The 18,244-nt window shown below is 71.2% G+C and carries 15 protein-coding genes; 10 read left to right on the forward strand and 5 right to left on the reverse strand.

What is annotated here, in order from left to right:
• Positions 1-916: 916 nt before the first annotated feature.
• From ABD331_RS39415 to ABD331_RS39425, 3 genes are all read right to left on the reverse strand, one after another.
• Positions 917-1,444: a thiopeptide-type bacteriocin biosynthesis protein gene (locus ABD331_RS39415; protein WP_344487065.1), complete on the reverse strand. Its 528-nt coding sequence runs from the start codon at positions 1,442-1,444 to the stop codon at positions 917-919.
• 292 nt (positions 1,445-1,736) lie between these two features.
• Complete coding sequence (locus ABD331_RS39420; RefSeq protein ID WP_344487067.1) at positions 1,737-2,309, reverse strand: hypothetical protein; 573 nt, start codon at positions 2,307-2,309, stop codon at positions 1,737-1,739.
• 442 nt (positions 2,310-2,751) lie between these two features.
• Positions 2,752-4,263, reverse strand: coding sequence for a tannase/feruloyl esterase family alpha/beta hydrolase (locus tag ABD331_RS39425; protein ID WP_344487069.1), 1,512 nt, complete (start codon positions 4,261-4,263; stop codon positions 2,752-2,754).
• A gap of 401 nt (positions 4,264-4,664) precedes the next feature.
• Here ABD331_RS39425 and ABD331_RS39430 point away from each other — a divergent pair, with 401 nt between their 5' ends.
• The 8 genes from ABD331_RS39430 (at position 4,665) to ABD331_RS39465 (ending at position 13,535) form a co-directional block, all read left to right on the forward strand.
• Positions 4,665-5,903, forward strand: a complete 1,239-nt coding sequence (locus ABD331_RS39430; RefSeq protein ID WP_344487354.1) for a PucR family transcriptional regulator — start codon at positions 4,665-4,667, stop codon at positions 5,901-5,903.
• Positions 5,904-6,021: 118 nt separating this feature from the next.
• Positions 6,022-6,858, forward strand: coding sequence for a fumarylacetoacetate hydrolase family protein (locus ABD331_RS39435; protein ID WP_344487071.1), 837 nt, complete (start codon positions 6,022-6,024; stop codon positions 6,856-6,858).
• A gap of 2 nt (positions 6,859-6,860) precedes the next feature.
• On the forward strand, positions 6,861-7,772 hold the full coding sequence (locus ABD331_RS39440; RefSeq protein ID WP_344487073.1) for a VOC family protein: 912 nt from the start codon (positions 6,861-6,863) through the stop codon (positions 7,770-7,772).
• A complete protein-coding gene (locus ABD331_RS39445) occupies positions 7,769-9,604 on the forward strand; it encodes an acyl-CoA synthetase (protein WP_344487075.1) in 1,836 nt (611 codons plus the stop codon). The genes ABD331_RS39440 and ABD331_RS39445 overlap by 4 nt, the downstream gene beginning before the upstream one ends.
• Complete coding sequence (locus ABD331_RS39450) at positions 9,601-9,930, forward strand: TIGR03618 family F420-dependent PPOX class oxidoreductase (RefSeq protein WP_344487077.1); 330 nt, start codon at positions 9,601-9,603, stop codon at positions 9,928-9,930. The genes ABD331_RS39445 and ABD331_RS39450 overlap by 4 nt, the downstream gene beginning before the upstream one ends.
• Positions 9,927-10,838: an amidohydrolase family protein gene (locus tag ABD331_RS39455; protein WP_344487079.1), complete on the forward strand. Its 912-nt coding sequence runs from the start codon at positions 9,927-9,929 to the stop codon at positions 10,836-10,838. Before ABD331_RS39450 ends, ABD331_RS39455 begins: the two co-directional genes overlap by 4 nt.
• A complete protein-coding gene (locus ABD331_RS39460) occupies positions 10,831-12,591 on the forward strand; it encodes an FAD-dependent monooxygenase (RefSeq protein WP_344487081.1) in 1,761 nt (586 codons plus the stop codon). The genes ABD331_RS39455 and ABD331_RS39460 overlap by 8 nt, the downstream gene beginning before the upstream one ends.
• A complete protein-coding gene (locus tag ABD331_RS39465) occupies positions 12,588-13,535 on the forward strand; it encodes an alpha/beta fold hydrolase (RefSeq protein WP_344487083.1) in 948 nt (315 codons plus the stop codon). The genes ABD331_RS39460 and ABD331_RS39465 overlap by 4 nt, the downstream gene beginning before the upstream one ends.
• Before the next feature lie 33 nt (positions 13,536-13,568).
• Here ABD331_RS39465 and ABD331_RS39470 read toward each other — a convergent pair whose 3' ends face one another.
• On the reverse strand, positions 13,569-14,405 hold the full coding sequence (locus ABD331_RS39470) for an amidohydrolase family protein (RefSeq protein ID WP_344487085.1): 837 nt from the start codon (positions 14,403-14,405) through the stop codon (positions 13,569-13,571).
• A 204-nt stretch (positions 14,406-14,609) separates the two neighbouring features.
• The gene (locus ABD331_RS39475) at positions 14,610-15,938 is read right to left on the reverse strand and encodes a cytochrome P450 (protein ID WP_344487087.1); all 1,329 of its coding nucleotides are present in this window, start codon (positions 15,936-15,938) and stop codon (positions 14,610-14,612) included.
• Positions 15,939-16,532: 594 nt separating this feature from the next.
• On the opposite strand from ABD331_RS39475, the gene ABD331_RS39485 reads away from it, so the two are divergent.
• Together ABD331_RS39485 and ABD331_RS39490 are read left to right on the forward strand one after the other, a co-directional pair.
• Positions 16,533-17,345: a hypothetical protein gene (locus tag ABD331_RS39485; RefSeq protein ID WP_344487089.1), complete on the forward strand. Its 813-nt coding sequence runs from the start codon at positions 16,533-16,535 to the stop codon at positions 17,343-17,345.
• Positions 17,342-18,235 carry a hypothetical protein gene (locus ABD331_RS39490; protein WP_344487091.1) on the forward strand — a complete coding sequence of 298 codons (894 nt, stop codon included), beginning with the start codon at positions 17,342-17,344 and terminating at the stop codon, positions 18,233-18,235. Before ABD331_RS39485 ends, ABD331_RS39490 begins: the two co-directional genes overlap by 4 nt.
• Positions 18,236-18,244 lie beyond the last annotated feature (9 nt).

The following is an 18,244-nucleotide window of genomic DNA, read 5'->3' on the forward strand; positions in this document are numbered from 1 at the left end:
CGCCGCCCACGCCACACATCCCGATCGGTTCGCCAGCGGCGGTCTGCCAACCCCGCCCGACCTGCCCGGCCCCGCCTGGATCAACAAGCCCAAGACCAACGAACCGAAGGACGCCACAGAGAAGACGGCACAGAATTAGCCCAGCTCAACTGCCTTGATCAAATTGACAGGTTCCGGGACGGACAACTCGCGGGGTGATGGGCGGACCATCCCCGCAGGCGCGGGGCCGACGTCACGTCCCCCGCGTCGATCAGGAAGAGGTGCGGACCATCCCCGCAGGCGCGGGGCCGACGCAGGAGTCGGCGTAGTCGTCATGCGCGCCGGAGGACCATCCCCGCAGGCGCGGGGCCGACCGCGTCCTGGTGGGCCCGCTGAGCTCGGTTGAGGGACCATCCCCGCAGGCGCGGGGCCGACGCCCACACGCAGGCCAACCAGGAGACCTACCAGGGACCATCCCCGCGCGGGGATGGTCCCCGGCCCGACCGTGCAGAAGAGTTCGCGGGCCTGTGCTCCCCGCGCATGCGGGGATGGTTCCGCCTCACCACTCCGTTGATTCTCCGCAGAGAGCAGGCGTGGTGAGTAGCCGGGTGCCGAAGTGGGTAGCGATTGGAGCCTCGCTCATCTGTACTGCGACGTGGAGATCATCTTTGAGTCGTTCGGGTATGGCGCCTGTGCTCAGTCCGGCTGCCTCGACGATTGCGAGGAGCGTTCGCTTGTGAGCGTCCGTGAGAACTGTGCGGCATGCCTGGTGTGCGAGGAGGTCTCGTGCCGCGTAGCCGTCACCGATTGTGCGGATGTGGTGTCCGATTCGAGCGGCGATCGATGCCGCGTCTGGCTGCTGTAGGCCCCCGCAAGGTCGATCATGGTCAGTGCAAGGCGGGTCTGGAAAACGACTAGTTCGTCTACGGTGTCGAGCTCAAGGTAGTGCTGCCGCAGGTGATCGGCGAGGGGCGCACCCGGCCGGCAGAGGGCGGCGAGGTGCACGCTCATCAGCCGGCGCATCTGGTCGAGCTGGTCGAGGCGGAAAAGACGCCGGTTCGCGGTGAGCGGCCACGCGCGCCCAGATGTCGCCCTGTTCGTACCAGTCCTGGCCGGCGGCGTGGATGAGCGCGGCGCACAGCAGGACGGCCAGTTCGCGGTGGTGATTACCCTTCGAGTGATGGCGGCCTGCGGTGAGGCGGGCGAGCAGATGACGGCTGTCGTCGTGGAAGAGCTGGTGGGCGCCGTCCATGCCTTCGGTGCCGCCGAAGGCGTGGAGCACCGGCTCATAGATCACGGGTGTGGCGGAGAGGATGCGCCCGATGCTGACCAGCTTCGTCAGACGGCGGTGCAGAAGTTTCTGCCTCGGGGCCGCCGTCGGAGAGGAGGTATCGGATCCGCCAGCAGGGGCTCTTGCGGATGAACCACCACAAGGCGATCCACCCTCGGACGCGGGCTTCCTCAAACTGAGGAGCGATATGCGCCACGGCCACGGTCTCGGCGTTGACCCATGACGGGAAGGCGACGTTGATCTGCCGATACTGCCGGTTCATGAGCGGAGCTCCGGTGTTCAGGCGAGCGCGGCCCTGGCGGCACCATCGAGCAACTCGAGATCATTGACGGGCGCCCGTAGCCGGATCGGGGCGAGCCGGGCCCGATGCGGAGTCCATGGATGGCTGCTCGACCGGAAGGCAGATCGGGCTGAGCAGGTGCCGTGCGCGGTCCGGCGCTGGAGGGTCTCGTCAGCAGGGGCAGTATTACGCGACGGAACTTCCTGATCGTCTCTTCCTGTCCGCCGCGGGTGAGCCAGACGGCGTGCTGCCGTCACTCCGGAACTGCGGAAGGCTGCTCTGGTCGAGGCGCCGGAGAGCCTGCCAGTTGCTCTCGCGGCCGAAAGGCCGGCGGCTTGCTCCTGGACAGGCGAGTGCCGGCGGGTCACTGCGGTCCTCCTGCCGGGCGGCGGTCCGTAGTGCCGCCTCTTGGAGGCGTGTTTCGCGGTGCCGGCGCAGGCTGGTCACGCCGAGTCGGGCCCGCATGTCGGCGAGGAGCGTGCGGCCTCTGACGGCGCGTTCGTAGACGGATTCCCGGCGCATGCCGAGGATCTCCGCCAACTCTCCGAAGGAGTAGCCGCGGGGCTTTTCCTGGTTGAGTGCGATGGCGATGTTCATGGCGTCTCGCAGGTGTTCACGCAGGGGCTCGACATGCACCAGGCCGACCGGGTCGTCGGAGAGTCGTCTGGCGAGGGCGTCCACCATGCGGTGCAGCATCGCTACATACTCTTCGGTCTCGACGACACGGCGACGGTGCCGGCCGCCTTTGGAGGCCTTCACCGCGCCGGCCCTCTCTGCTGCGGCTGCCCGGCAGAAGGCGCCACCACTGGCTGAGGATGCGCTTCATGGGGGATGGTGAATCGGTTCTTCGTGGTGCTCGGAGGCTGGGTGGGAGCGGCGTTCGCCGAGCTGGGACATGTCGAGGAGGTAGCGCGACGTGTGTGCGGGCGGGCGTGGTCGATGCGGTGGCCGGGTCTCGGCCGGGCGGGACGGATCAGGGTACGGCTCGCGGGGAGCGGGGCGTGATCAGGTCGAACGAGGAAGCCGGGGGAGACCGCAGGGAGACCGGAAGGGGTGAACGGGCCCGGTTCGGTGCGGAGGTCCCGGCATCCTTCGGTGCGGTCAGAAGCTGCTGAGCTGCAACGTTGGTCGAAGGTGGCATCAGTCGTCACCGTCCGGTGTAGGGGTCGGGGGATCGGCGATCCCCCGGCCACGATCCGGATCAGGTGGACTTGCGGCGGGTCAGCCAGGTCTCGGCGGGCCGGCAGACGAGCTTCGTCCCCGCCGCCGTGCACCACGTCTGGTAGTCGGAGGAGTAGAGCCGCTCGCCGAGCCACCGCAAGTCCGTACGCGGCTCGGGGCGGGGCGTACGGGGCACGAAGTTGGCTGCGTCGTCCGTGCTGCCCGTGCCGTCGTAGCGGGCGACCTGCGGGTAGGGGTAGACGGGCCGGGTACGCCCGGCGGACGCGTTCGACGCCACGATCTTCCCCGGCTGCCTGCCGCTTTCCACCCACGCCATCACGGGGGTCAGGACGTCGAAGGTGTTCGGTCCCTCGCCGCCGCCGCAGTGCGCGACGCCGGGGAAGAGGTACAGCCTGGCGAACCGATCGGCGGTCCTGGCGCCCATGGTCTCGCGCAGGGCGTCGTAGTACGCCAGTGTGCCGCGCGGCGCGATGTGCTGGTCGTTCCAGCCGTGCCAGAGCAGCAGTTTCCCGCCGCCGCGCTGGAAGCGGTCCAGGTCGGGGTCCATGGCGGACAGGTAGACAGGTAGCTGGAGGACTGCACGGTGTTCCAGAACGACTCGGCGGTGAACTTCAGTGTGCTGCCCCTGGGCCGCCGGCACGAACAGGGTCCACGCCAGTTCCGAGCCCCACTCGTGGGCGACCGCCGGCTCCAGCCGCCGGCCGCGCTCGTCCACCGCGCCGTCGTGCAGCCTGCGCACCACGCCGGCCTCGGCCGGCGACAGGCAGGACGCGGGGTCCTGGCCGGCCGCGCAGACCAGCGTCGCGGGGTCGAAGTCGCAGGTACGCGGGTCGTCGAGGACGCCGTCGCGCAGCCCGTCGCGGCCGTCGCAGGCGGCGAGCACGGCGTTGTGGATCAGCGGCAGCTTGCCGGCGAGCAGGATGTAGGCGCCGTTGCCGTCGATGTTGGTCAGGACGTTCCAGGCGTGGTGGAAGGTGTTCTGGACGACCATGTTGTTCGCGGGCGCGCCGGCGGCGATGCCGTCGAAGTCGCCGGGGTGGCGCTGGGCCTCCATCAGCGCCTCCCGCCCGCCGTCCGAGCAGCCGGTGAAGTAGGAGTACGCCGGCGGGCGGCCGTAGAACACGGCGATGATCGCCTTGGCGGCCTGGGACGTCACGTGCACCCCGCGGTAGGCGAAGTCGATCTGCGCCTGCGGGTTGCCTGCCGCCCACGAGCCGTCGTTCTGCCCTTGGTGTCCCATGTCGGTCGTCGCGCCGGCGACCGTGCCGTCCGTGTCGGGCGGGCAAGTCGCGGCCTGGCCGTAGTTGATGGAGGCGTTGCCGCACAGCCCGCCGCAACCCGTCTGCATGTAGCGCTGGGTCCAGCCGTTGAGGGGCAGGCGCAGGACGATGGTGTCGGCGGGGGCGATGGTGCCGCGTACGTCGCAGTACGGTGCGGGCGCGCCGGTCGTGACGACGGTCGCGGAGTGGATGGTGACCGGCGCGTCGGTGACGCCGCTCAGGTCGAGCCCCGTGACGGCGGCGCAGTCCATGACCGGGGTCAGCGCGGGCAGGTCCGCGAGTCCGTCCGGCGTGATCTTTGGAGCGGCCAGAGCCGTGCCGCCGGCGAGGGCGGGGGTCAGGACCGCGAGGAGGACCGTGGTGAGAAGGGAGCCGAGCGCCCGGGTACGCGCGTCCGTGCATCACCCCGTTCCGCCCGGCCGCCACCCCAGCGCCGGCCAGCCTGACAGGTGATCACCCAGCGCCACCACCGGTTACGAGCGCCGTCCTGATCGTGGGCGCCGCAATCGCATCGAGTGTTCCCGATCCGCCGGCGAAAGTCGCCAGCGGTGACAGAGTTATGCCAGGCCGCGACCCTCGCTGTCGCACGTGGCCCTACCCGGTCGTGTCCACCGCCGGGTCATCGTGTGCTAGGACTGGCCCCGTGAGTGACATGCCGTGCCAGTGGCTGCTGGGCCTGCGGGCGCAGGGTGGCGGGCATCCGCCCGCGGCCTCCTCTGCCACCTTGGCCTTCGCCCGTCGGATGCTGGGAGACGGGCCGGCGGGGTGGGCGGTGGAGACGGCCGTGTGGATGACGCAGGAGGTCATCCGGCAGGTGCCGGCCTACGGCGGCGGCCGGACGCCGTTCGAGACGTTGCGGCGTTCGGTGGAGGCGAGCGTGCTGGCGGCCCTGGCCGGGCTGTTCCTGGATGCCCGCCCCGCGCAGGACATGGTGCCGATGGAGGCGGTGGAGGGCAACGCCGACCTGGTGCATCGCGGGGTGCCGCTGGACCTGGTGCTGCGCGGGGTGCGGATCGGGCACGCGTGCCTGCACCAGCGGCTGATGGACGCCATCGACGCCGAGCCCGAGCCGGTGCGGCTGGCGGAGAGTCATCGGGTCAGCGAGCTGCTCTTCTCCTACGCTGACGTGCACGCCAGCCGGATGGCCGAGGAGTACATCGCCGAGCGGAACCGCTGGCAGGCCAGCACCGAGGCGGCGCGGCACCGGATCGTGGACGACATCGTGGCGGGGCGGCGCATCGACCAGGGCGCGGCCGAGCGCACGCTGGGGTATGAGCTGGGCCGTCACCATCTGGCCTTCGTGGTCGTCGCCGACGAGCTGGACACTCCGGCCGAGGTGTTGCGGCGTTTCGCGGCGGAGGCGGCGCGGGCGATGGACGGGCATGGCGTGCTGACGGTGCAGGCGGGGCCGTCGGACGTGTGGGCGTGGACGGGGCGGCTCTCAAGCTCCGACCCCGGCGTGGACGTCGAGGTGCCGGCGGGGTTGCGGCTGGCCGTCGGTCCCGTCGCGTACGGGGTGGCCGGGTTCCGGCGCAGCCATCTGGGTGCCAGGGAGGCGCAGGCCTTTTCGGCGGAGGCCCGGCTGTGCCGTCACGCCGACATCCGGGTGCGGTCGCTGCTGGCCGCGGGCGGGGAACGGGCGGGCTGGTTCGCCGAGGCCTCGCTGGGCGGGCTGGCCGGCGGGGACGCGCGGCGGGCGGAGCTGCGCGAGACGTTGCGCGTCTACCTGGCTGCCGGCCGCAGCCCGCAGCGGGCCGGCGAGCTGCTGCACGTCTCGCGCAACACCGTGGGCTATCGCATCAAGCAGGCCGAGGAGCTGCTCGGCCGGCCGCTTCCGGAGGACCTGCTGGAGCTGCGGCTGGCGCTGGAGATCGCCCGAATTCCGCTCTGAGCCCGATCGAGGCCGCTCTGAGCCCAAACTGCGGCGAAAATCTGGGCGAGCAGCACAAGCGGCGGGTGGCGAGACCTTCGTTAAATCGGCGTGACAAGCCGTTGACGAAGGGATGCCCATGCGTGTCGCCAATCTCGCCGGTCGAGCCGTGCTGTTGAGCGGTGCGGGCGCGATCGACATCGAGAAGGCCGGCGGGGGCCGCTTCCCGGCCGATCCGCAGGCGCTGTTCGAGCGCTGGGACGAGCTGCGGTCCTGGACTCCGGATGCCGAGCCGGTGCCGTTCGAGGAAGCCGATCTGGGGGCGCCGTCGCCCGCGCCGCGTCAGGTGTTCGCGATCGGCGTGAACTACCGCGAGCATGCCGAGGAGTCGCAGATCGAGCCGGGTGCCAGGCCGCCGGTGTTCACCAAGTTCGTCTCCTGTCTGGCCGGCCAGGACGCGGTGGTGGCGCTGCCTGAGGGCGGGCTGACGGACTGGGAGGTGGAGCTGGTCGTCGTGATCGGCCGTCGTGCTCATCAGGTGAACGCGGCTGACGCCTGGCGGTACGTGGCCGGTCTGACGGTGGGGCAGGACCTGTCGGAGCGGATCACGCAGTTGTCGCCGCCGCAGCCGCATCAGTTCTCGCTCGGCAAGTCCTTCCCGGGCTTCGGGCCGACGGGGCCGTGGCTGGTCACTCCTGACGAGTTCGCGGACCCCGGCGACCTGGAGATCTCCTGCTTCCTGGACGGCGAGCGCATGCAGCACGCCCGTACCAGTCAGATGATCTTCGGTGTGCCGGAGCTGATCGAGAAGCTGTCGGCCGTGACCCCGCTGCTGCCCGGCGACGTGATCTTCACCGGTACCCCGGGCGGGATCGGCGGCACCCGCACCCCGGCCCGCTTCCTGGCCCCGGGCGAGCACCTGCACTCCACGATCGAGGGCATCGGCACCCTCCGCACCAGCTTCACGGGAGCCTGACCATGACACTGCACCGCCTGACCCGCATCACCATCGGCGTCCCGAACGTCGCCGAGACCGCCGCCTATTACGCCGACTTCGGCCTCACGCGGACCGGCGAGAACTGCTTCGCCACCGCCGACGGCGGCGAGCAGTTGCGGCTGGTCCACGCGCCCACCCGCCGCCTGGTCGAGCTGGGCGTCGGCGTGGACGACCCCGACGACCTCGCCCGCATCGGCGCGAACCTGGCCCGGATGGACCTGACCCTGGACGCCGGCGGCCGGGTGACCGACCCCGGCACGAATGTCCGCGTCCAGGTGTCGGTCGCCGGCCGGATCACCCGTCCGGCCGAGCCCGCGCCCTTCTACAACGGTCCCGGCCGCGCCGACCGGATCGACGCCCGCGCCCCCGGCGTGCTGCGCGAGCAGCCGGTACGCCCCCGCAAGCTCGGCCACGTCGTGCTCGGCTCCACCGACCAGGAGGCCAGCCGGCGCTTCTTCACCGAGGGCATCGGGTTCAAGGTCAGCGACGAGGTGCCCGGCATCGCCGCGTTCCTGCGCTGCTCCACCGACCACCACAACGTGCTCGTCCAGCCGGCGCCCGTGCCGTACCTGCACCACACCTCCTGGGAGGTCGAGGACGTCGACGAGATCGGCCGCGGCGCCCACCACATGCTGGAGGGCCACCCGGAGCGGCACGTGTGGGGGCTCGGGCGGCACCATATCGGCTCGAACTTCTTCTGGTACCTCAAGGACCCGGCGGGCAACTTCTCGGAGTACTACAGCGACCTGGACTGCGTCGTGGACGAGGCGATCTGGAAGCCCGAAGTGTTCTCCGACATGCGCATCCTCTACAGCTGGGGGCCGCCGGTGCCGCCGTCGTTCATCGAGCCCGAGGACCTGGCCGCGCTCATGGCGGGAGCGCACAGCGCATGAGCCACCACACCGACGGGGACCGGCCGCTGGTGCTGGTGCCGGAGGACCTGCCGCTGGTGGAGGCGGTGCCGCTGGCTGAGCGGGACCTGCCCGCCTCCACCTACGAGCTGCTGGCCCGTACCGCCACCGCGACCCCGGACGCGCCGGCGCTGCACCTGCTGGGCGAGGGCGCGGAGACGACGTGGACCTACGGCGAGTTGCTGCGACGCGTGCACCAGGCCGCGAATCTCTACGCGTCCCTGGGACTGACGCCCGGCGGGACGGTGGGCCTGCTGCTGCCCAACTCCGGCCACACCTACGCCGCCCTGCTGGGCGCCCAGGCCGTCGGCGTGGCCAATCCGGTCAACCCGATGCTCGCCGATCATCACATCATCGACATCTTCTCCCTGACCCGTGCCGAGATCCTGGTGGTCGCCGGCTCGGCGATGCTGCCCGGGCTGTGGGAGAAGGCGCTGCGGGTGGCCGAAGGGCTGCCGGGACTGCGGGCGCTGCTGACCGTGGGCGGCAACGCCTCCCTCGATGCCGTGCACACTCCGGCGAAGGTCCAGAGCGGCGACTTCGAGCGGCTGGCCGCCGAGCAGCCCGGCGACCGCCTGATCGCCCCGCACCGGCCTCAGCCGGAAGAGCTCGCCGCGTACTTCCACACGGGCGGCACCACCGGCACTCCCAAGGTCGCCCCGCACACGCACGCCATGGAGGTCTACATGGCCTGGGCGCTCGGCTGCTCGGGAGCCTACGCGGGCGGCGACGGGGTGGCGCTGGCCGGGCTGCCGCTGTTCCACGTCAACGCGGTGCACGTCACCGGGCTGGCGCCGTTCATGCACGGCGCCGCCGTGGTCAGCCTGGGCCCGCTCGGCTACCGCGACAAACAGCTCATGGCGGACTTCTGGCGGATCATCGAGCGGTTCCGGGTGACCGCGTTCTCGGCCGTGCCGACGGTGTACGCGAGCCTGCCGCCGCTGCCCGGCGGGGTGGACATCTCCAGCCTGCGGGCCGGCGCGGTCGGCGCCGCACCGCTGCCCGGCCGGGTCCGCGCCGACTTCGAGCAGCAGGTGAAAGTGCCGATGCTGGAGGGGTACGGGCTGACCGAGGCCACCTGCGCCAGCGCCGCCACCCCGGCCTTCGCCCCCCGGGCCGGGTCGGTCGGGCTGCGGCTGCCCTACCAGCACATCAAGGCCGTCACCGTGGACGGCGGCGAGCGCCCCACCGGTGACTGCCCGCCCGGCCAGAGCGGGGTGCTGGCCATCAGCGGTCCGGCCGTCTTTCCCGGCTACCTCGGCCCGGACGGCCCCGACCCCACCGGCAAGATCCTCGACGGCTGGCTGCTCACCGGCGACCTGGGCCACGTCGACACCGACGGTTATGTCCACCTCACCGGCCGCGCCAAGGACCTCATCATCCGCGGCGGCCACAACATCGACCCGCGTTCCATCGAGGAGTCCCTGCTGAGCCATCCGGCCGTCACCGGTGCCGCCGCGGTGGGCCGCCCCGATCCGCACGCCGGCGAGGTTCCCGTCGCCTATGTGACGTGCTCGCGTCCGGTCAGCGAGGACGACCTGCTGGACTGGGCACGGCAGTACGCGCCAGAACCGGCCGCCGCGCCCAAGGCCGTGCACGTCCTGGACAAGCTGCCCACCACCGCGGTCGGCAAGCTGTTCAAGCCCGAACTCCTCGCCGACGCCGTGCGCCGCATCCTCACAGAACTCGCCCCCGGCGCCCCGGCCGAGGTGGTCCTCGAAGACGGCCGCCCGATCGTGCTGATCGGCCCGGCCCCGCAACTGGCCGCCGTCCTGGACCGGCACTCCATCCGCTACCGCACGGTGACCTCATGATCGACAGGCTCGTCCGCGACTTCCTCGCCCACCACACCGCCGGGGTACTGGCCACCACCCGGCCGGATGGAGGTACCCGCCAATCGGTGGTGTACTTCGCCCTGGACGGCGACCGGCTGCTCATCTCCACCGAACCCGGCCGGGCCAAGGCCGCCGACGTGCGGCGCACCGGCCGCGCCTCACTCTGCGTGCTCGGCGGCGCGCCCCCCTACCCGTCCGTCACCCTGGAGGGCTCCGCCCGCATCCGGACCACCGGCATCGGCCCCGACACGGCCGCGGTGTGGTCGCGGATCGGCGGCTACCTCAAGCAGGGAGAAACAGCGTGAGCGGTCGTATCGACGTCCATCAGCACATGGTTCATGAGCGGTACGCACACTGGCTGCGCTCGCACGGCGTCCACGCGCCAGGCGGCCGGCCCTTGCCCTCGTGGAGTCCGCACGAGGCGCTGGAGTTCATGGACCGCCAGGGCATCGCCACCGGCATCCTGTCGCTGACCACGCCAGGGGCCTATCTCGATGACGGCGCCGACGCCGCCTACGTGGCGCGGGAATCCAACGAGTTCGCCGCCGGGGTGGCGAAGGAGCATCCCGGCAGGTTCGGCTTCTTCGCCACGCTCACCCTGCCGGACGTGAGGGCCGCCGTCATCGAAGCCGCCCACGCCTTGGACGAGCTGGCCGCCGACGGAGTGATGCTCCTGGCCAACAGCGATGGCGCCTACCTGGGCGATCCGGCCTTCGACCCGCTCATGGCCGCCCTGGACGAGCGCGCCGCCATCGCCTTCGTCCATCCTGCCCAGTTGCCTGGCCCGCCGGTGGAAGGCATCCCGCCGTTCGCCGCCGACTTCCTGCTCGACACCACCCGCGCAGCGTTCAGCTTGGTCAAGCACGACGTGCCGCGGCGCTTCCCGCGCATCCGGTTCATCCTGTCCCACGCCGGCGGATTCGTCCCTTACGCCGCCCACCGCCTGGCGGTCACCGTCCTCAACGACACCGGCCGCGACCCGAACCAAGTCCTTGAGGACCTGGCCGGCTTCTACTTCGACACCGCCCTGTCGTCCAGCCCTGCCGCGCTGCCCTCGCTGCTGGCCTTCGCCAAGCCCGGCCACGTCCTGTACGGCAGCGACTGGCCCTTCGCCCCCGAACTCGCCGTCGCCTACTTCAACACCTGGGCCACCGACGAGGCGATCAACCACGGCAACGCCCGCGCCCTATTCAAGGAGAGATTCCGTGCATGACGTGCTCATCGTGGGCGGCGGCGGCGCCGGCCTGACCGCCTCCATGCTGCTGTCCCAGCTCGGCGTCGACCACCTGCTCGTCAGCGCGCTGCCGACCACCTCCGTGCTGCCCAAGGCGCACGTGCTCAACCAGCGCACCATGGAGATCCTGGCCGGCCTCGGCATCGCCGACACCATCCACGAACGCGGCACCCCGCCCGAGCAGATGCGCTACTCCGGCTGGTACGCCGGCCTGGCAGGCCCTACGGAGGACTACGGCCGCCGCTTCGGCCTCGTCGAGTCGTGGGGCTGCGGCGGCCTGTCCGGCGACTGGGCCTCCGCCAGTCCGCAAGGCCAGACCAACCTGCCCCAGATCCGGCTGGAACCTGTTCTGAAGGCCCGCGCCGAGGAACTCGCGCCCGGCCGCATCCGCTTCGGCCACGAACTGGCCACCTTCACCGCCGGCACCGATGGCGTCACCGCCGCCGTCCTCGACCGAGACAGCGGCCAGACGTATGAGGTGCGCGCCCGCTACCTGCTGGCCTGCGACGGCGGCCGTACCGTCGGCCGGCGGCTGGGCGTCGTCATGGAGGGCGCCCGGGACCTGGCTCGCATCGCCACCGTCCACCTGTCGGCCGATCTGTCCGCCGTCGCCCGTGACCCCGAGGTGCTCATCCGCTGGCTGACCCTCCCGCACACCGGCGGGGGCGCCACCATGGTGCCCATGGGTCCCGACCGCTGGGGCCCCGACAGCGAAGAATGGGTCGTCCACCTCAACTACGCCGCCGACGACCCGCGCGGCCTCGACGACGACAAGGTCATCGCCGACCTGCGCACCGCGCTCGGCCTGCCCGACCACCCGCTCACCGTGCACCTGATCACCCGCTGGTCGATCGAGGGCGTGGTCGCCGACCGCTTCCGCGACGGCCGCGTCTTCCTGCTCGGCGACGCCGCCCACCGCCACCCGCCCACCGGCGGCCTCGGCCTCAACTCCGCCATCCAGGACGCGCACAACCTCGCCTGGAAACTCGCCGCCGTCCTGCACGGCCACGCCCACGAGCGGCTGCTGGACACCTACGAGCCCGAACGCAAGCCCGTCACCGCCCGCAACGTGCAACGCTCGGTCGAAAACGCCCTCAACCACATCGTCGCCACCCAGGCCGCCGGCATCGTGCCCGGCGGTGATCCGGAGGCGAACTGGCGGCAGCTGCGCCGCCTGTGGAGCGGCCTGCCCGAAGACGCCGAGCACGCCCGCGCCGTCCACCGCGCCATCGCCGGCCAGTCCATGGAGTTCAACGAGCACAACATCGAGTACGGCTACACCTACCCCTCGGCCACCTCGGCCGCCGTACTCGACGACGGCACGCCCGAGCCCGCCAACCCGGACCCGATCCGTCTCTACCAGCCGTGCGCCCGCCCCGGACACCCGCTGCCGCATGCCTGGCTGGAGGACGAGCGCGGACAGCGGCTGTCCACGCTCGATCTGGTCCAGCCCGGCAGGTTCCTGCTCATCGCGGGAGAGGGCGGCCAGGACTGGTGCGAGGCCGCCGCCGAACTCGCCGCGACCTGGCCGCTGGACGCCGTCCGCGTCGGCCACCTGGACGGCGATCTGCTCGACCCCCGCTCCACCTGGACCCGCCACCGCGGCCACGGATCGGACGGCGCGGTGCTCATCCGCCCCGACCGGTTCATCGCCTGGCGCGCCCAGCAGCCCGCCGACGCGCCGGCCCAGCTGTCCCAAGCCCTGCAGTCGATCCTCGGAGAGGCCCGATGACCCGCCACCGCTACGGCCCCGACCACCCCGACAGCACCTACGTCCCGCACGACTTCCCCGAGCAGAGCTTCGACACCGGCGAGATCCACCTCAACTACGCCGTCGCCGGCACCGGCGACAAGCCCGCCCTGCTGCTCGTCCCCGGCCAGTCGGAGTCCTGGTGGGGCTACGAGCAGGCCATGCACCTGCTGCAGGATCACTTCCAGTGCCATGCCGTGGACCTGCGCGGCCAGGGCCGCTCCAGCCGCACCGCCGGCCGCTACACCCTCGACAACTTCGGCAACGACCTGGTCCGCCTCATCACCGGCGTCATCGCCCGCCCGGTCATCGTCAGCGGCCTGTCCTCCGGCGCCGTCCTGGCCGCCTGGCTGTCGGCCTACGCCCCGCCCGGCATCATCCGCGGCGCCCACTACGAGGACCCGCCCCTGTTCCACTCCGAGGTCGACACCTCCTGCGGCCAGTCGCTGCGCCAGGGCGTCGGCCCGATGTTCGCCCTGTGGGGCAAATACCTGGGCGATCAGTGGAGCATCGGCGACTGGGACGGCATGCGCGCCGCCGCCCCCACCGAGTTGCCGGCCTGGATGATCGGTCTGATCCCCGACACCGACGAACCACCGCAGAACCTCAAGGAGTACGACCCCGAATGGGCCCGCGCCTTCTGGACCGGCACCGTGGCCGCCAGCTGTGACCACGCCCGCATGCTGACCGCCGTCAAGACCCCGGTCCTGTTCACCCACCACTTCCGCATGGTCGACGAGAAGACCGGCCAGCTCATGGGCGCCCTGTCCGACCTGCAGGCGGCCCGCGTCCAGCAACTCGTCGCCGCCACCGGCAGCCGCATCGACTACCTGTCGTTCCCGCAGATGGGCCACTCGATGCACGGCCAGGACCCGCAGCTGTTCACCAAGACCCTCACCGAGTGGGCCGCGACCCTGCCGGCGTGACAGACGCCTCCCAGCGCACCGCGCCGGGAGGCGTCACCGACCTGAGCGGCCGGCGAGCCGCGGAAACAGCGCCTCGGCGTTGCCGCGGTCGATGGCTGTGCGCAGCCCTTCCTCCAGCGGGTAGGCCGTCAGGTTCGTAGTGAAGTGCGCCGCTGTCTCAGCCGAGGCATACGGCCAGTCACTGCCGAACGTGATCCGGGTGGGGTCGGCGAACTGCAGGAGCGTCGGCAGGGCGCTCGGACTGGCCGACAACGCCGTGTCGAAGAAGAACCGGCCAAGATCGGCCATCAGGCCTTCGAACCGGCTCATCTCGAACGAGGTGGCGATGCGCTCTGCGGCATAGGGCAGGAAGCCACCGGCATGACTGAGGATGATCTTCAGGTTCGGGTGCCGGTCGAACACCGCGCCGCGCACCAGGTTGATCGCGGCCCGGGTCGTGTCCAGCAGGAAATCGGCCGCGTAGGGCGGTATGCCCGGCAGCGGCGGAGCCGGAAGAGTGCTGGGGCCGTCCGCGCCCAGCACCTCGAAGGCGTGCTCGGCCTCGGCGATCGCGCCCGGTACGTCCGGCAGTGTCAGCGTGGCGAAGAAGCCGAAACGGTCCGGCCGGTCCTTGACGACCTCGGCGGTGAACTCGTTGACCCTCTGTGCCATGGCGCGTGCCGCGGTTCCGTCGCCCACGTACACACCCGGGGTGGAGACGGACACGATCGCGGTGGTGATGCCGTTGCCGTCCATCACGGCCAAGGCGTCATCCCGGCTCCAGCCCGGAATCGGCAGGCCGCCGGCCGTGATGTCCTGATCACTCAGCCAGGACGCGTAGAACGGCGGCACGATGTGCTGATGGGTGTCAATGCGCCCTGGCCGGTCCATACCAGGAGGACTATCCGGGTTCTCGGATGTCCAAGCCCAAGCCTCGGCCAGAGTCCACTCCGGGCCGTCCCCTCAGATGCGACGACAACATGGCCGTGAGCGGAAGAGCTGAGCGGAGTCCGGCAGTTATTCGAGGCCCCGAGTCGTACGGCGGAGCTCGCACCCCTCGACGTTCGTCCCGACGTCGCCCCGAGCGCCGTCTGACTAGCGGCGGCACGCCACCGCCTCCAGCCGGTCGGGCCGGGTCGTCGCCGCCACCACCTCGCTCACCTGCCCCGGCTCCCTCACCTCCACCCGCCACGACGACCCGATCACCGCCAGGGACATCGTCATCTGTGCCATCGCCTGGTTGTCGCCGAGGCATTTGCGGTGCCCGGCGCCGAAGGGCAGGAAGGCGTGCCCGGCAGAGGCCGTCCGTCCGAGCCAGCGCCGCGGGTCGAACTCGTCCGGACGGGGGAACAGGGCCGGATCCCGGTGCATCGCGTACGGGCTCACGAGCAGCTCCGTCCCGGCCGGCAGCCGCACGCCGCCGACGGTCACCTCACGCTCGGCCCGGCGGGTGAAGACGATGCCCGGATGCAGCCGCAGCGTCTCCCACAACGCGGCCTCCAGCAGGCGGAAACCGCTTCGATGTCCGCCGCTCACCTGGTGGCCGCCTGTGACGGAGGCGACCTCGTCCCAGACCTGCCCCGCCAGCTCAGGAGCCTGCGACAGCTCCCAGAAGAACCACGCCATCGCGCTGGAGACGGTCTCGATCCCGCCGAAGAGCACCGTCGCCGCGTCCCCGGTGAGCCGCTCGTCCGTGAGCTGCTCGGCGCCCGCAGAGCCGTCGGCTGGGTCGTGCAGGGTGGCGTCCAGCCAGCGCAGCAAGGAGTCCTCCGCCGCGTGCCCGCGCGCCACCGACCGGAGCAGCTCGCATGCCCGCACGAAGCGCCGGTTGGCAGGAAGGGGCAGCCGGCTCAGCCAGGCGGGGAGCATGGCCCGGGCCGTCAGCAGCGCGCCGATGGTCATGGCCGAGCGCGCCACCGCCTCCTCCTCCGCGTCCGGCAGCCGCCGTCCCAGGAGCGCGCTGCACGAGTTCGCCGCGGACAGCCGCAGGAGCGCCAGGTCCAGCCGGAACGGCCGGCCCTCGGGCCAGCCGCCGGCCAGCTCCCGCGCGTTCTCCGCCGCGCGAGCCGCCATCTCGGGGACGCGGGCGTGCCGGAACTGCGCGTTGAGCCTCCTTCGGTACGGCAGATGCCGCTCGTACGGCAGGACGAGCAGCGCCTCGTCCTGGATCAGCGGTCCGATGCGGTCGAGGAAGGCGTCGTTGGCGAAGGACTCCGCCTGGTTCACGAGCACGTCGTGGACCGCGGCAGGATCGCTGAAGTACACGAACTCGCGCGTCCCCAGACCGATCCGTACCACGTCTCCCGCCAGCCGCAGTCCCGCCAGGAACGCCAGCGGCCGCCTGCCGAAGGCCGGCAGGTTCCCCAGCACCGGCACGTGACCCGGGGCGAACGGGACGGCGGCGAGCGGGCGGCTGGTCTCCATAGGCGCAGTATCATCTCGTCCAGGTCCTGAGGAAAGAACGGTCACCGGGGAACGCGACGCCATGTCTCGCCTGGCCTGGACCCAGGCGCGTCCCACCAGCAGGTGGCGAAACGGGCGCCGGTGGCATGCCCGTCCACCCGCTGCTCGAAGCGGGGACGTCAATCGGATCAAGGAGTGGCGCGGGCTGGCCTTCCGGTTCGACAAGACCCCCGACAGTTACCTGGCCGGTCTTCATCTCCGGGGAGCCGTCTTGTGGGTCCGCAGTCTACGACCAACGTGAAGATACGAACTCCGTACAGGCTCTAGCGCCGCGGCATATACCAAGGAACCAATCTCAGCAGGAGGTCGAGGGTTCGGGCGGCGGCCCGCCGGACACCGCCACGGGAAGCGAAGGCCGATCACAGCGCGACAGCGGCGAACACCGCCAGCAACAGCGCCAACCCCGCGCCGACCAGCAGACTACGCGGCCATGACATCTGATGTTCCGCATCAAGGATTCGCCAGGAATTGATGATCGGCGCGTTCCGCGGGCGTGGGTCCCGCTCCGGCGCGGTACGACCTGCTCTGATACCGGCGAGCTCTCAAGGGAGAACGGTGAAGACGACCTGGCCGGCCGCGGCGACGGTGATCGCCGCCGCCGCACTACTCACGGGCAGCTGCGCGGACGGCCAGGGCGGGGCGGGGCAGGCGGGCCCCGGCGCGCCCCGGCAGACCCAGCCAGGGCCGGTCATCACCGCGGACGACGAGCTGCCGACCGAAGGCAGCGGGGACCTGCCCGAAGCCGCGGCCCAGGTGGGGTTGGACTGCAAGAAGATGCTGAAGGAGGGCGACTTCGCGGGTACGGCGCAGAAGATGGGCCAGGTGGCCTCAGGCGGCGGCACCGACGGCGCGAAGGCGGTCGCGAAGGTGTGCAAAGCCGCGGCGGAGGCCAACCAGCGGCAGTGGCGGCAGGCGAGCGGCACGGTCCGTGAGGCGGAGCGGCAGGCCGAAGACATTCCCGCGCCGATGCGCCCGGCGATGTTGCGGATGCTCAACGAATCGAAACTGACCAGCGCCCTCGCCTTGGGCGACACCGAGAGCGCCAAGGAGGCGTGGGCCGATCTCGGGGAGCTCGGCGGCATCCCCAAGGAATTCCTGAGCGATGCGTGCTCGGTGGCGTCCGATCCCGACACCCTGCCGGAGTGCGCGACCGTCACGTCGCCGCCCACCACGACGGAGTCCTCGCCGGGCGGAGGAACGCCCTCCGGCGAAGAGTCCCCCACGAACGACGAGTACTCCTCGGAAGAGCCCGTGGAGCCCACGGAGTCCGAGCCCGGCCCGACGGACACCGGCGGCCCGGCCGAGACGCCCGGGCAAGACGGCTCCACCCCGCAGGAGGACGGCGGCCCGGCCCCCGCCGAGTCGTGAGCGCGCCCTCGGATGAAGGCGGCGGCACCGGCCAGGACCTCACCCGCGCGTGGGCCGTCCTGGCGCACGTCGTGACGCCGACCACCTTCATCGCGGCGATCCTGATGTACTTCGGGGCCGTACGCGCCAACACCATGTACGGGCAACTCGGCCTGGACCACAGCTTGCTGGGCCTGTCCTTTCAGGACTACGTGCTGCGCAGCGTCACCCTGACGGTGGAACCACTGATCGTGCTCCTGGTGCTGGCCCTGATCGCGCCGCTGGCGCACAGGTGGGTGATCCGGTGCGCGGACAGGCACTGTACCGCCGTGAAGCGGGTGATCGCGGTCTTGGCCGTGCTCGGGCTGGCGGGCGTCGTCGTGGGACTGGCGGCCATGAACGGACGCTTGCGCCTGCCGTCCTACGCCGTGCCCATCAGCCTGGGGCTCGGCGTCTTCGTGCTCGTTTACGGCCTCTCCCTGTATCAGAGGGTCAGTGAGCGGCGCGTCGTCTCCACCGGCGACCAGGTGCTCCAGCGCGTCCTGTGCGTGGTGCTCCTCCTGGTGCTGCTGCTGTGGACGGTCAGCGAGCTCGCGCAGCAGGCGGGTATGAAGGCGGCCGCCGCGTACCGCTCCGATCCGGGAGCGCTGCCCAGCACGGTGGTGTACTCGGCGCGGCGGCTGCATCTGGAGAGCCCCGGGATCGAGGAGACCGCGCTGCCGGACCCCGGCGCGATGTACCGCTATCGGTACCGCGGCCTGCACTTGCTGCTGCACTCCAACCAGCGCTACTTCCTGCTGCCGGCCTGCTGGGCGAGCGACCCGTGGGCCCGCGCGATCGTCCTTCCCGCGGACGCTTCACTGCGGCTGGAGTTCCCCATGCTCAAACTGCCGCCGGAGTGCCCGGCCTGACCGCCGCCG

Origin of the sequence: Nonomuraea monospora, from assembly GCF_039531895.1 — a bacterium.
GTDB classification, from domain to species: Bacteria; Actinomycetota; Actinomycetes; order Streptosporangiales; family Streptosporangiaceae; genus Nonomuraea; species Nonomuraea monospora.